Origin of the sequence: Stutzerimonas degradans, assembly GCF_024448505.1 — a bacterium.
Classification (GTDB): domain Bacteria; phylum Pseudomonadota; class Gammaproteobacteria; order Pseudomonadales; family Pseudomonadaceae; genus Stutzerimonas; species Stutzerimonas degradans.
In genome coordinates this window covers 363,435-377,324 of record NZ_JAMOHV010000003.1, presented here as the reverse complement: position 1 = coordinate 377,324, position 13,890 = coordinate 363,435, and the positions used below count along the sequence as shown (strand labels likewise).

Below are 13,890 nucleotides of genomic sequence, written 5' to 3'. Positions count from 1 at the left end.
CACAGCCGCAGCCGGCGCGCATTGATCCGGCGGGCGATTGCCGCATAGCATCAGCCTCCGCCGCGCGCACCGAGCCCACGTCTTGCCCTCCACCCAACCATCCTCGCCGCTGGACAACCGCCATCGGGTCGAAACGCCCGAGGGCATCGACCTGCTGCTGCGGCCGGCCGGGCTGGTGCCACGCGCCCTGGCGTTCACCGTGGACCTGGCGCTGCGAGCGGCGATCCTGCTCGCGCTGTTCCTGGGTTTCGGCCTGCTGGGCAAGTTCGGCAGCGGACTGAGCGCGCTGCTGCTGTTCCTGGTGCAGTGGTGGTACATGGTGCTGTTCGAAGTGCTCAACCAGGGACGCACGCCCGGCAAGCAGTGGCTGGGCCTGCGCGTGGTGCACGACGACGGCACTCCGGTCGGCTGGGCCGCTTCGCTTACGCGCAACCTGCTGCGTTTCGTCGACATGCTGCCGTTCGGCTATTTCCTCGGCGCCCTGAGCTGCCTGGCGCACCCGGCATTCAAGCGCCTCGGCGATCTGGCCGCCGGCACGCTGGTGGTCTACGCCGAGCGCCCCAGCGCGCGCCCTGCCCTGCCGATGGTGGAAGCACAGCGGCCACCGGTCGAACTGGATCGTGACGCCCAGCGCGCGCTGCTCGATTTCGCCGAACGCCAGGCATCACTGAGCCCGGAGCGTGCCCAGGAGCTGGCCGCGCTGCTGGCCGAGCCCCTGCGCCTGCCCGCCGCGCAGGCCGTACCCGGCTTGCTCGCAATGGCCCAGGGGCTGCTGCGCGTGACGCTGAAGCAGGAAGCCTTCGAGCAGCGGCACCAGCCCGAATGGGAGCGCTTCGATGCCCGTCTGGACGCGCTCGAACGCGGCCGGTCTGCCGCCGACGAGGCCATGGACTTCCCCGCCGCCTACCGCCGGCTATGCCAGCAGCTGGCCCTGGCCGACGCGCGCGGTTACAGCAGCCCATTGCTGGAACAGCTGCGCCGGCGGGTGCTGCGCGGCCATCAGCAGCTCTATCGCCAGCGCAGTCCGCTGCTCGGCCGCCTGCTGGGCTTCGTTCTTGGCGGCTTCGCCCGCCTGACGCGCGAGGAGTGGCGCGGCGTACTCGCCGCCAGCCTGCTCTTCTACGGCAGCCTGCTGGGCATGGGCGTGCTGGTCTATGCGTTCCCCGAGCTGGCCTACAGCGTGCTGTCGGCCGAGCAGGTCGCCGAGATGGAAACCCTCTACGACCCCGACGCCAGCCGGCTCGGGCGCTTCGGCGAGCGCGGCTCGGCCGAGGACTGGATGATGTTCGGCTACTACGTGATGAACAACATCGGCATCGCCTTCCAGACCTTCGCTGGCGGTCTGCTGCTCGGCGTCGGCAGTCTGTTCTTCCTGATGTTCAACGGCCTGACCATCGGCGCGGTGGCTGGGCACCTGAGCGAGATCGGCTATCACCAGCCGTTCTGGTCGTTCGTCATCGGTCACGGCGCCTTCGAGCTCACCGCCATTACCCTGGCCGGTGCGGCGGGCCTGAAGCTCGGCGCAGCGCTGCTCGCTCCCGGTCGACTGCGCCGCGGCGAGGCACTGCGCCAGGCTGCCGAACGCGGCGTGCGGCTGGTTGCCGGCGCCACGCTGATGCTGTTGATCGCCGCGTTCATCGAAGCGTACTGGTCGTCAATGACCTATGGCCCGGCCGGCGTCAAGTACGCGGTCGGGGCCCTGCTCTGGCTGCTGGTGGCGCTCTATTTCCTCTTCGCCGGCAGGAATCGCCATGCGTCCGGCTGAAGCGAACCTGACGATCCGCCCGCGCAGCGCCTGGGAAGCGCTGGACCTGGGCACGCTGCTGGCGCGACGCCATGCCGGCGTGCTGATGCTCGCCTGGGCCGCGCTGACACTGCCGGTGTTCGGCCTGCTCAGCGCGCTGTGCTGGGAGCAGCCCAGCCTGGCGTTGCTGCTGTTCTGGTGGCTGAAACCGCTCTATGAACGCCTGCCGCTGCATATTCTCTCGCACGCGGTCTTCGGCCAGACGCCCGGCGTGCGTCAGAGTCTGCGGGCGCTGCCCGGCGCGCTGCGCCCGCAGTGGCTGGCCAGCCTGACCTGGCGCCGCTTCAGCTCGACGCGCAGCTTCGATCTGCCGGTGCTGCAGCTCGAAGGGCTCGCTGGCGCGGCCCGCCAGCACCGCCTGGCGGTGCTCGGCCAGCGCGAGCGCAGCGCGGCGCGCTGGCTCACGGTGGTCGGCATGCATCTGGAAGGCGCGCTCTGGCTCGGCCTGCTGGCGCTGCTGTATTTCTTCCTGCCGGCGCAACTGGCCTACGACAGCTGGAGCTGGGAGGATCTGCTGCGCGCGGACGATGAATGGCTGTGGCTGGAGCACCTGTCCAACCTGCTCTACGTGCTGGTGCTGATTGTCTGGGAACCGATCTACGTCGCCTGCGGCTTCAGCCTCTACCTGAATCGCCGCACCCGGCTCGAAGCCTGGGACCTGGAACTGGCCTTCCGCCGCCTGCGCGCACATCTGCTGACGGCACTGCCGGTGCTGCTGCTCGGCCTCTGCCTGCTGTCGCCGAGCACGCCCGCGTGGGCTGCTAACGACAGCGCTGCCACCCCCGCAACCGCCACCGCCCCGCTGAGCCGCGACGATGCCCGCCAGCGGGTGCGCGAGCTGCTCGATCAGCCGCCTTTCACCCAGCGCGAAACCGTCACCCGCTGGCGTTTCGCCGAATCGCCAGCCGATGCCGAGCCCGGCATCCTGGCGCGCCTGCTGGAGAATCTGCTGCGGCTCGACTCGTTCTGGCACGGTCGCGAACGCCTGACGCTGCTGATCGAGACCCTGCTGTGGGGCGCGCTGGCACTGCTGGTCGCGTTACTGCTATGGCACCGTCGCGACTGGCTGCAGGCGTTCGGTCGGCGCCTGCCGCGACGTGGCAGACGTCATCAGCCGCCGGCACAGCTGTTCGGCCTTGCCGTGACCCCGGAAAGCCTGCCGGACGACGTCGCCAGCGCGGCCGAACGGCTCTGGCCGACGCAGCCCCGCCAGGCGCTCGGCCTGCTCTATTGCGCCATGCTCAGCCGCCTGCTGCATGACCATCGGTTGCCGCTCGTGGCCGGTCACACCGAAGGCGAAGTGCTGGACGCCGTGCGCACCCTGGCGCAGCCCGAGCTGAACTCCTTCGCCGCAACCCTCACGCACCACTGGCAAGGCCTCGCCTATGGCCGGCAGATACCCGACGACGCGGCGTGGACCGCGCTGTGCGCCGGCTGGCGCCGGCTGTTCGAACGGGAGTCGCGGCCATGAAACGACGCCTGCTGATCTTGCTCGGCGTGGCGCTGGCGCTGCTGGCCGGCGCGGACCTGCTGACTGCGCTGCAGCCCTACGACGAAGTCGTCGACCGCGGCCCGGCGTCGCAGGCACGCGCCAACCCCTTTCTGGCAGCCGAACACTTCCTCGCCGATATCGGCCGCCCGGTCAGCCACAGCGAGCACCTGGCCGAGCTCGACCAGGCTCCGGCCAAGGGGCACAGCCTGCTGCTGCTCGGTGATCGCGGCCAGCTGACGCCGCGGCAGACCCAGCGCCTGCTCGATTGGGCTGCGCGCGGCGGCCACCTGCTGTTCGTCGCCGAGCGCCTATGGAACGAAGCGGACGGCAAGAGCGGCGACCTGCTGGCAGACCGCCTCAATCTGCAGCAGTACACCAGCGAGAATCGCGATACCGCGAACGCCCAGGGCGAATCGACCAGCGACGAGCAGCAGCCGCAACTGACGCGGCTGTATCTGGACAACGAAGCCAGCCCGGCCTTTCTCGCCTTCGATACCGGCTTCCACCTCTACGATGCGGACAAGCGCGCCCACGCCTGGGCCAACAGCGCCGGCGCCACGCACATGCTGCAGCTGCGTCACGGCGAGGGGCTGGTCACCGCCCTGACCGACGCCTGGATCTGGCACAACGACCGCATCGGCGAATACGACCATGCCTGGCTGCTGTGGTACCTGACTCAGGACAGCCAGGTCACCCTGGTCTACCGCGCCGATCACCCGGGGTTGCCCAGTCTGCTGCTGCGTCACTTTCCCGAGATGCTGACCGCCCTTGTGCTGCTCGTCCTGCTCAGCGCCTGGCACTTCGGCCAGCGCCACGGCCCGCTGCGAGCGCCGGCCGGTAGTGCCCGCCGTCGGCTGCAGGAGCACCTGCTGGCTTCGGCGGAGTTCATTCAGCGCCACGGCGGGCGCGCGGTGCTGCTGCAGCGCTTGCAGCAGGACATCCTGCAGCGCGCCGGCCGCCGTCATGCCGGTTTCGACCAGTTACCGGCCGCGCAGCAGCACGAGCTGCTCGGCACACTGAGCGGACTGCCGGCCGGCACCATCGAACAGGCCATGCGCCCGGCGGCGGACGCCAGCGCCATCGACTTCACCCGGCAGGTCGCCGACCTGCAAGCACTCAGGAATGCCCTATGAGCGAATCCCATGCCGACCCCATTCCCGGCGCCACCGCCAGCCCACGCCAACGTGCGAGCCAGCTGGCACAGGCGCTGCGCGAGGAATTGCGCAAGGCTCTGATCGGCCAGGACGCAGTCATAGACGGCGTGCTGACCGCCTTGATCGCAGGCGGCCACGTGTTGGTCGAAGGCGTGCCGGGCCTGGGCAAGACCCTGCTGGTGCGCGCCCTGGCCCGCTGCTTCGCCGGCGAGTTCAGCCGCATCCAGTTCACCCCGGACCTGATGCCCAGCGACGTCACCGGCCATGCGGTGTACGACCTGCAGAGCGAGCAGTTCAAGCTGCGCAAGGGGCCGGTGTTCACCAACCTGCTGCTGGCCGACGAGATCAACCGCGCCCCAGCCAAGACCCAGGCGGCCCTGCTGGAGGTGATGCAGGAACGCCAGGTGACGCTCGAAGGGCGCGCGCTGGCGGTGCCGCAGCCGTTTCTGGTGATGGCCACGCAGAACCCCATCGAGCAGGAAGGCACCTACCCGCTGCCGGAAGCGGAGCTGGACCGCTTCATGCTCATGCTGCGCATGGACTATCCCGACGCCGATGCGGAGCTGCGGCTGGTGCGCCAGGTGACCCGCTCGGCCCGCGCCGACATGCTGGACGTCAGCGCGCTGCGTCAGCAGCTCACCGCCAAGGACGTGCTGGCATTGCAGAAGATTGCCAGCGACCTGCCGCTGGACGATCAGGTGCTCGACTACGCCGTGCGCCTGGCGCGCGCCACCCGTGACTGGCCGGGGCTGGCGCTGGGTGCCGGGCCACGCGCCTCGATTGCCCTGGTGCGCGGCGCACGGGCGCGGGCGCTGCTGCGCGGTGGCGAGTTCGTCACGCCGGACGACGTCAAGGGCTGCGCGGCGGATGTGCTGCGCCACCGCGTGCGGCTGACGCCGGAGATGGATATCGAGGGGCTGTCGGTGGAACGCGTGCTGCGCCAGCTGCTCGACCAGGTCGCGGCGCCGCGCCTGTGAATCGCCCGTCTGCGACCTGCCGGGTGCGCTCGTGAACCCGTCCGTGCGTCTGCTCGCTGCTGTCGCCGTGCTGCTGATAGCGGGGCTGCCGCTGGGCGTGCTCGATGCCCTCGGCCATGCGCCGGCCAGCGCCTGGCGCTCGCTGTGGTGGGGGCTGCTGCTGGCGCTCGGCCTGCTCGCCGCCGCCGATGCGCTGCGTTTACGGCGTATTGCCACGCCGCAGGTCGAACGCCTGCTACCGGCGCGCTTGCCGCTGGGACACTGGAGCGAGGTACGCCTGCAGCTAGAGCATCGCGGCGTCGCGCCACTGCAGCTGGAAATCTTCGACCACCCGCCGGCGCAGATGGCCTTCGACCAGCTGCCGCGGCACGTTTCGCTGCGGTCCGGCGAGCGGTGCGCGTTCAGTTACCGGCTGCGTCCACTGCAGCGCGGGCAATTCACCTTCGCCCACTGCGAGATCCGTCTGCAGTCGCCGCTCGGCCTGTGGCGCGGCCGGCGCCTGCTGGAACTGCCCGGCGGCACCCGCGTCTACCCCGACTTCGTGCAGCTGCACGGCGCCGGCCTGCAGGGCGTCGATCACTGGCTGAGCCGGCTCGGCGTGCGCCAGCAGCCACGCCGCGGCCTCGGCCTGGAGTTCCATCAGCTGCGCGAATTCCGCGACGGCGACAGCCTGCGGCAGATCGACTGGAAAGCCACCGCGCGCATGCGCACGCCCATTGCGCGCGAATATCAGGACGAGCGCGACCAGCAGATCATCCTGCTGCTCGACTGTGGTCGGCGTATGCGCAGCCAGGACGACGAACTGGCGCATTTCGACCATGCGCTCAATGCCAGCCTGCTGCTGGCCTATGCCGCGCTGCGCGAGGGCGACGCGGTCGGGCTGCAGACCTTCGCCAGCGATATGCCACGGCGTGTCGCCCCGGCCAAGGGCCAGGCCCAGCTCAGCCAGCTGCTCGATAGCGTCTACGATCTGCAATGCACCCTGCAGCCGGCCGACTTCGCCGCTGCGGCCGATCAGGTGCTCGCGCACCAGCGGCGGCGCGCGCTGGTGATCGTGCTGAGCAACCTGCGCGACGAGGATGACGACGAACTGCTAACCGCCATGCAGCGCTTGGCGCGTCGGCATCGGGTGCTGCTGGTCAGCCTGCGCGAGGACGTCCTCGACCGCGTGCGTCAGCAGCCGGTGACCAACCTCGACGACGCCCTCGGCTACTGCGCAACGCTGGCGCATCTGGAACGGCGCGAGGCCCTGTCTTGGCGCCTGATCGCGCACGGCCTGCACGTGCTGGACGCACGTCCGCGCGAGGTGGCGCCGGAGCTGGTCGGCCGTTACCTGGCCTGGAAACGCGCCGGCGTGCTCTGAACCGCGCCGTCAGCGCCCGCAGCAGCAGTCGTGATCGGGCGAGCGATCAGCCGCGAAGGGCGGCGGCTGGATCAGCGGCGCATGCGGGCTCGGCTGGAAGCTGAAGTAATGATGCAGCGCGGCGATCATCTCCATGATCTCGGCCGGCGGCGTGATCAGCTCGAAGCCGGTGTCGTAGCTGCCGGGGGTAACGTCCTCGCGCGACCACAGGCTGATGGCGCTGAAATCCACGAAGCGCAGCTGACCGACCTGTCCGGGAATCTTCAGGCGCATGTCGAAACGTTCCTGCAGCATCATCGGGTAGCGGCTGATCAGCATCAGGCCACCCTCGGAGAGGTTGCCAATGAAGCCCAGCGGCTTGTCGGTATGGCGATTGAACACGTTCAGGTAGTACGGCAGCTGGTGCCGCTGGATGCGACGCTGATTCGAGATATTCATGGTTCGAGCCTGCCTGTGCGCACGCCCCTGCCACTGCTTCCAGTTCGCTCAGTCACATCGTTCGCGAATACGGCTGGCCAGTTGCTGCCGGGCTTTCTCAATGTCGTTTTCACTGTAGTAGACGCGCTCACCCGTTGCATCGGTACGAAAGTAACGCCCGCCACGCTGCAGCACCTCTAGCTCCTCACGCAGCCCCTGACATTCACGCTCGCGCTGCGCCCGCTGCTGTCCGGCCCGCTCGCCGGCGACCTGGCGTTCTTCGCGCCGCGCCTCGAAAAACTTCTCGCTGCGCTGTTCGCGCTGTCGCGTCGCCTCGTCGCGCTCGACCACCTGCGGTCGCACGTCGACCCGCTCGGCGCCCGTCGCCGGTCGCTGACCGAAGTGCACCTGGCCCTGAGCGTCGGTCCAGCGGTAGATCTCGGCCGTCGCCAGCACGGGCGCCAGGGCCAGTAGCAATAAAGGCACGCGCATCATTCCCTCCGTGGATGAGCTGTTCGCGATGCGCCTCAGGGTCGGACTGGATGGCTGATCGCGGGTTCGGCGGGCTCATAGTGCCCGAGCTGGCGCAGCGTCTCCAGTCGCGCAGCGGCGCGGTAGGCGTATTCGCTGGCCGGGTAGCGCACGCGGATGAAGCGGTAGGTCTGCGCTGCATCGACGTACAGCCCCTGACGCTCCAGGCACTGGCCGCGCAGCAGGGAGATTTCCGGCTGCACCTCGCCACGTCCGCGCGTGCGGCGCTCGGCCTGCGACAGGGCGAGCATGGCGCCCCCGCAGTCGCCAGCCTCGTAACGGCTGTAGGCCTCGTTGAGCTGGCGGTCGACGGCGTGCTGGCTGCTGCAGCCAACGGTGAACAGGGTCAGACAGGCAATGATCAGGGTACGCATGGATGGCTCCTCCGGAGCCGGCTTATCGACCGCGGGGCGAAAAACTGCAGGCCGTCCGGCGGCCTTTCGCGCGGGTAAAAGAGTAGTGCCGCATAACGATGACTACAGCGAACGAGCATAGTAGCCTCGCGGCCAGACTGAAAAAGGAGCCATCGAATGACACCGCGTCGTACCAAGATTGTCGCCACCCTGGGCCCGGCAAGCAGCTCGCCCGAAGTCCTGGAAAAGATGATCCTCGCCGGGCTGGACGTCGCCCGCCTGAACTTCTCCCACGGCTCGCCCGATGAGCATCGCGCCCGTGCCGAACTGGTGCGCACCATCGCCGCCCGCCACGGCCGCTTCGTCGCGCTGCTGGGCGATCTGCAAGGCCCGAAGATCCGCATTGCCAAATTCGCCAACAAACGCATCGAGCTGAAAGAAGGCGACCGCTTCCGCTTCTCCGTCACCCACCCGCGTGATGCCGGCACCCAGGAAGTGGTCGGCATCGACTACCCGGATCTGGTCAAGGATTGCAGCGTCGGTGACGAATTGCTGCTCGACGACGGCCGCGTGGTCATGCGCGTCGATGCCGCCACCGCCGACGAATTGCACTGCACCGTGCTGATCGGCGGTCCGCTGTCGGACAACAAGGGCATCAACCGCCGTGGTGGCGGCCTCACCGCACCGGCGCTGACCGCCAAGGACAAGGCCGACATCAAACTGGCTGCCGACCTCGAACTCGACTACCTGGCCGTGTCCTTCCCGCGCGACGCTGCCGACATGGACCTGGCCCGCCGCCTGCGCGACGAGGCTGGCTCCAGCGCCTGGCTGATCGCCAAGATCGAACGCGCCGAAGCGGTCGCCGACGATGAAGCCCTGGACGGCCTGATCCGCGCCAGCGACGGCGTGATGGTCGCGCGTGGCGACCTGGGCGTGGAAATCGGTGACGCCGAGCTGGTCGGCATTCAGAAAAAGATCATTCTGCACGCGCGGCGCAACAACAAGGTGGTGATCACCGCCACCCAGATGATGGAGTCGATGATCCACAACCCGATGCCGACCCGCGCCGAAGTGTCCGACGTGGCCAACGCCGTGCTCGACTACACCGACGCGGTGATGCTCTCGGCCGAGAGCGCTGCCGGCGAGTATCCGGTGGAAGCGATCAAAGCCATGGCGCGCGTGTGCTGCGGCGCCGAGAAGCATCCGACCAGTACCAAGTCCGGTCACCGTCTGGGGCAGACCTTCAGCCGCTGCGACGAGAGCACGGCGCTGGCGGCGATGTACACCGCCAACCACTTCCCGGGCGTCAAGGCCATCATCAGCCTGACCGAAAGCGGCTACACCCCGCTGATCATGTCGCGCATCCGCTCGGCGGTGCCGATCTTCGCCTTCTCGCCGCACCGCGAAACCCAGGCCCGCGTGGCGCTGTTCCGTGGCGTGCAGACGATCCCCTTCGATCCGGCCGTGCTGCCGGCCGACAAGGTCAGCCAGATGGCGGTCGAGGAGCTGCTCAAGCGCAACATGGTGCAGCCCGGCGACTGGGTGATCCTGACCAAGGGCGACAGCTACCACGACAGCACCGGCGGCACCAACACGCTGAAGATCCTTCAGGTCGGCGCTCCGCTGAACTGATCGACCACGCGAGCCGGCCCGCCGGCTCGCGCCTTCCCTTGCAACGCATGGCCGCTGCCCATCGCAGTTCGGCCGGGCGTTCAGCCCCCGCTCAATCCCCCGCTCACGTTCCGCTCGATGAAGGTGTCGCTGAACACCTGTCCACGCGGCAGGCCGGCCAGAAACAGCCGTCGGCAGCACGCGGCAACGAAATCGGCATGACCGCAGACCAGCGCAATCTCCTGTCGCGACGCGATTCGCAGTGTCTGATCGTTCCACGGCTGATCCGCGTCGAGCCACTGCACGTCGAGATCATGCTGCTGCGCGAGCTGCAGCAGCGGTTCGGCCAGGTAGGAGGTGCCGTGCGTGCGATGCAGCAGGCGGATCGGCCCGGCATGGCCCTGGCGCAGCGCCTCGCGCAGCACCGCCCAGAGCGGCGCCAGGCCCGTACCGCTGGCAAGCAACAACAGCGGGCGCTCCGCCCAGTCCGGGTCGTAATGCAACGCACCACCGTGCAGCTGCCCCAGCCGCAGGCCATCGCCAGGGCGCAAGCGGCGCGCCGCCTCGCTGAAGGCACCCGGGCGGTGACAGTCGAGGTGGAATTCCAGCCAACGATCGTCGTCCGGCAGGCTCGCCAGCGAGTAGGGGCGGGCAATGCCGTCCGGCGTCCACAGCAGCGCATGCTGGCCGGCGCGGTAGCGCAGCGGTCGTTCGGGCAACAGGCGCAGGCGCAGCACGTCGCGCCGCAGCCAGTCGACCGCCTGCACCTGCGCCGCCAGGCCATCGCGGACGGGATCGAACAGCTCCACCTGCAGATCGCCATCGATCCGGCACTGGCAGGCCAATCGCCAGCCCTGCTCGCGCTGCGTGGCCGGCAGCGCCTCGGGACGCTCATCGAGCGGTTCGCCACCGCGGCAGCGCACCATGCAGGCCTGGCAGCTGCCCGCCCGGCAGCTGTAAGGCACGCGCAGTCCAGCCGCATTCAGCGCATCGAGCAGATTGCTGCCGGTCGCCACCGTCCAGCGCCGACCGGCACACGCCAGCTCAGGCATTGTCGGAGGTCCAGGCCGCCTCGCAGCGGTTGCGCCCGCCGCGCTTGGCGCGATACAGCGCCTCGTCGGCGCGCTGCAGGGAGGCATCGAGATCGTCGCCGGCGTTCAGGAGCGTCAGCCCGACCGACAGACTCAGCTGCCCCACCGGGATGCCCGGGTCCACCGGCTGGGCGTTGGCGAACGCCTCGCGCAAGCGTTCGCAGCAGATGCCGAACTGTTCGGCGTCGGTATCCGGCAGCAACAGCACGAATTCCTCGCCGCCGTAGCGGGCCAGCACGTCGCCGTCGCGCAGGCAGGCCCGCGCAATCGCCGCAAAGGTCTGCAGCACCCGGTCGCCTGCGGCATGACCGTGCACATCGTTGATCCGCTTGAAATGATCGAGATCGATCAGCGCCAGGCCGATCTGATGCCCCTTGCGCAGCCGCGCCAGCTCACCTTCGGCGATGCGCAGGAAACGCCGGCGGTTGTAGAGGCCGGTCAGCTCGTCCGTGGACGCCAGATCCTCGAGCTGGCGCAACATGCCGCGCAATGTGTCCTGGTGGACCTGCAGGGCAAAGCGGCGCTGGCGCATGCGCTGACGCAGCTGGTAGACGTAGTTGACGAACAGGCACATCCACACCAGCGTCACCAGCAGTACGGACGCCTCGAGCAGGAACGCCGCCGGCTCGGCGAGGCGCCCCAGGTGGAAGTCCAGCAGGGTGAGCCCGACGAAGCTGAGAAACGCCAGCACGGCATAGCGGATGAAGATTCTCGGCGGCAAAAACACCGCGAACATCAGCACCAGCAGGTAAAGCACCAGCAGCGAACCGCGAGCGCTACCCAGGTTGAACAGCAGGCAGGTCAGCCACAGCAGCGCCACCAGCACCTGCGGCTGGGTCAGGCTCGGGTCCCGGAAGCGCTGGTTGAAGCCGCTCCAGAACAGCGCGAGGAACACCAGCTGGCTGAGCACGATGAGCAGCGAGCTGCCCAGCGCGACGGAGACCGGCGCGGTATAGAAACCCGCCGCAACCGACACCCAGGTCAGCAGCAACGCCAGCCCGTAGGTCAGCGCCGCCAGCGCGAACCGTTTCATTACCAACTGCTGCAACGCCTGCTGATCAAGCTCGACACGCGCACTCATAGGGATCCATCCCGCCGTGGCAATGGGTCGCACTCTACGCGAGCAAATTTCAAAAACCTAGCCAACATCCCTTCGCTCCCGGTCCATCCGTGTACCCGCCAGCCCGACGCGTTATACTGCCGCGCCTTTTTCACTCGGCACGCCGGCTGCCACGCTCGACGCGCCGAATCCCCGCCCCGTCAAGAGGACGCGCTGCATGACCGTGATCAAGCAAGACGACCTGATTCAAAGCGTCGCCGACGCTTTGCAGTTCATTTCTTACTACCACCCCGTCGACTTCATCCAGGCGATGCACGAAGCCTACCTGCGTGAAGAATCGCCGGCCGCGCGCGACTCGATGGCGCAGATTCTGATCAACTCGCGCATGTGCGCCACCGGTCACCGGCCGATCTGCCAGGACACCGGCATCGTCACCGTGTTCGTCCGCGTCGGCATGGACGTGCGCTGGGACGGCGCCACCATGAGCCTGGACGACATGATCAACGAGGGCGTGCGCCGCGCCTACAACCTGCCGGAAAACGTGCTGCGTGCTTCGATCCTGGCCGACCCGGCTGGTTCCCGCAAGAACACTAAGGACAATACCCCGGCCGTCATCCACTACTCCATCGTTCCCGGCGACAAGGTGGAAGTGGACGTCGCGGCCAAGGGCGGCGGTTCCGAGAACAAATCGAAGATGGCCATGCTCAACCCGTCCGACTCGATCGTCGACTGGGTGCTGAAGACCGTGCCGGAAATGGGCGCCGGCTGGTGCCCGCCGGGCATGCTCGGCATCGGCATCGGCGGTACCGCCGAGAAGGCCGCGGTGATGGCCAAGGAAGTCCTCATGGACCCGATCGACATCCACGAGCTGAAGGCCCGCGGCCCGCAGAACCGTATCGAGGAGCTGCGCCTGGAGCTGTTCGAGAAGGTCAACCAGCTGGGTATCGGCGCCCAGGGCCTCGGCGGCCTGACCACCGTACTCGACGTCAAGATCATGGATTACCCGACCCACGCCGCCTCGCTGCCGGTGTGCATGATCCCCAACTGCGCCGCCACCCGCCACGCGCACTTCGTGCTCGACGGCTCCGGCCCGGCCAGCCTGGAAGCGCCGTCGCTGGACGCCTACCCGGAAATCGTCTGGGAAGCCGGTCCGAGTGCACGCCGCGTCAACCTCGACACCATCACCCCGGAAGAAGTGCAGAGCTGGAAGCCGGGTGAAACCATCCTGCTCAACGGCAAGATGCTCACCGGCCGCGACGCCGCGCACAAGCGCATGGTCGACATGCTGAACAAGGGCGAAGAGCTGCCAGTGGACCTCAAGGGCCGCTTCATCTACTACGTCGGCCCGGTCGATCCGGTCGGTGACGAAGTGGTTGGCCCGGCTGGCCCGACCACTGCCACGCGCATGGACAAGTTCACCCGTCAGATCCTCGAAAGCACCGGCCTGCTGGGCATGATCGGCAAGTCCGAGCGCGGCCCGATCGCCATCGAGGCAATCAAGGACAACAAGGCCGTGTACCTGATGGCCGTCGGCGGCGCCGCCTACCTGGTCGCCCAGGCGATCAAGAAGTCCAAGGTGCTGGCCTTCGCCGAACTGGGCATGGAAGCGATCTACGAGTTCGAGGTGAAGGACATGCCGGTTACCGTGGCCGTCGACACCAAGGGCGAGTCGGTGCACATCACCGGCCCGGCGATCTGGAAGCAGAAGATCGCCGACAGCCTGGCGGTGGAAGTGCAGTAAGCGCCTCAGCGGAAACGAAAAGCCCGGCCTAGTGCCGGGCTTTTTGCTTTCACATCGCGCGGATCAGCCGCGGCGGCGCAGCTGCACGAACAGCGCTTCGACCTTCTGCCGCGCCCACGGAGTGCGGCGCAGGAACGTCAGGCTCGACTTGATGCTCGGCTCGCTCTTGAAGCAGCGGATATCGACGCGCTGCGCCAGCCCTTCCCAGCCGTAGTGCGCCTGCAGTTCGACCAGCATCGCCTCGAGGGTGACGCCGTGCAGTGGATTGTTTGGGGCGCTGCTCACCTGCGGTTCTC

At 68.2% G+C, this 13,890-nt stretch carries 13 protein-coding genes and 1 pseudogene; 8 read left to right on the top strand and 6 right to left on the bottom strand.

Annotated elements, in window-relative coordinates:
- Window positions 1–82: 82 nt before the first annotated feature.
- The 6 genes and pseudogenes from NAV27_RS06985 to NAV27_RS06960 form a co-directional block, all read left to right on the top strand.
- Window positions 83–775 (top strand): annotated as a pseudogene (locus NAV27_RS06985) (RDD family protein); the annotation flags it as partial.
- A 9-nt stretch (window positions 776–784) separates the two neighbouring features.
- Window positions 785–1,765 (top strand): stage II sporulation protein M, encoded by a 981-nt coding sequence (locus NAV27_RS06980; protein ID WP_232249177.1) that lies wholly within the window; start codon window positions 785–787, stop codon window positions 1,763–1,765.
- Complete coding sequence (locus NAV27_RS06975) at window positions 1,752–3,275, top strand: DUF4129 domain-containing protein (protein WP_102827527.1); 1,524 nt, start codon at window positions 1,752–1,754, stop codon at window positions 3,273–3,275. Before NAV27_RS06980 ends, NAV27_RS06975 begins: the two co-directional genes overlap by 14 nt.
- A complete protein-coding gene (locus NAV27_RS06970) occupies window positions 3,272–4,429 on the top strand; it encodes a DUF4350 domain-containing protein (protein WP_102827528.1) in 1,158 nt (385 codons plus the stop codon). Before NAV27_RS06975 ends, NAV27_RS06970 begins: the two co-directional genes overlap by 4 nt.
- The gene (locus NAV27_RS06965) at window positions 4,426–5,427 is read left to right on the top strand and encodes an AAA family ATPase (RefSeq protein WP_102827529.1); all 1,002 of its coding nucleotides are present in this window, start codon (window positions 4,426–4,428) and stop codon (window positions 5,425–5,427) included. Before NAV27_RS06970 ends, NAV27_RS06965 begins: the two co-directional genes overlap by 4 nt.
- Window positions 5,428–5,458: 31 nt before the next feature.
- The gene (locus NAV27_RS06960; protein WP_102827530.1) at window positions 5,459–6,790 is read left to right on the top strand and encodes a DUF58 domain-containing protein; all 1,332 of its coding nucleotides are present in this window, start codon (window positions 5,459–5,461) and stop codon (window positions 6,788–6,790) included.
- 9 nt (window positions 6,791–6,799) lie between these two features.
- Here NAV27_RS06960 and NAV27_RS06955 read toward each other — a convergent pair whose 3' ends face one another.
- The 3 genes from NAV27_RS06955 to NAV27_RS06945 are packed head-to-tail and all read right to left on the bottom strand — an operon-like array spanning window position 6,800 to window position 8,112.
- On the bottom strand, window positions 6,800–7,228 hold the full coding sequence (locus NAV27_RS06955; RefSeq protein WP_102827531.1) for a PilZ domain-containing protein: 429 nt from the start codon (window positions 7,226–7,228) through the stop codon (window positions 6,800–6,802).
- Between the two features lie 48 nt (window positions 7,229–7,276).
- Window positions 7,277–7,699: a DUF4124 domain-containing protein gene (locus NAV27_RS06950; protein ID WP_102827532.1), complete on the bottom strand. Its 423-nt coding sequence runs from the start codon at window positions 7,697–7,699 to the stop codon at window positions 7,277–7,279.
- Between the two features lie 35 nt (window positions 7,700–7,734).
- Entirely contained in the window at window positions 7,735–8,112 is a 378-nt protein-coding gene (locus NAV27_RS06945) for a tetratricopeptide repeat protein (RefSeq protein WP_102827533.1), read from the bottom strand.
- 156 nt (window positions 8,113–8,268) lie between these two features.
- On the opposite strand from NAV27_RS06945, the gene pyk reads away from it, so the two are divergent.
- Entirely contained in the window at window positions 8,269–9,723 is a 1,455-nt protein-coding gene (gene pyk / locus NAV27_RS06940) for a pyruvate kinase (protein ID WP_102827534.1), read from the top strand.
- A gap of 80 nt (window positions 9,724–9,803) precedes the next feature.
- Here pyk and NAV27_RS06935 read toward each other — a convergent pair whose 3' ends face one another.
- Window positions 9,804–10,754, bottom strand: a complete 951-nt coding sequence (locus NAV27_RS06935; protein ID WP_102827535.1) for an iron-sulfur-binding ferredoxin reductase — start codon at window positions 10,752–10,754, stop codon at window positions 9,804–9,806.
- Window positions 10,747–11,874: a GGDEF domain-containing protein gene (locus tag NAV27_RS06930; protein ID WP_054093630.1), complete on the bottom strand. Its 1,128-nt coding sequence runs from the start codon at window positions 11,872–11,874 to the stop codon at window positions 10,747–10,749. Before NAV27_RS06930 ends, NAV27_RS06935 begins: the two co-directional genes overlap by 8 nt.
- Before the next feature lie 196 nt (window positions 11,875–12,070).
- Between NAV27_RS06930 and NAV27_RS06925 the strand changes: the two genes are divergently transcribed.
- Window positions 12,071–13,594 carry a fumarate hydratase gene (locus NAV27_RS06925; RefSeq protein ID WP_003287184.1) on the top strand — a complete coding sequence of 508 codons (1,524 nt, stop codon included), beginning with the start codon at window positions 12,071–12,073 and terminating at the stop codon, window positions 13,592–13,594.
- A gap of 63 nt (window positions 13,595–13,657) precedes the next feature.
- Here NAV27_RS06925 and NAV27_RS06920 read toward each other — a convergent pair whose 3' ends face one another.
- On the bottom strand, window positions 13,658–13,879 hold the full coding sequence (locus NAV27_RS06920) for a VF530 family protein (protein WP_009867864.1): 222 nt from the start codon (window positions 13,877–13,879) through the stop codon (window positions 13,658–13,660).
- Window positions 13,880–13,890 lie beyond the last annotated feature (11 nt).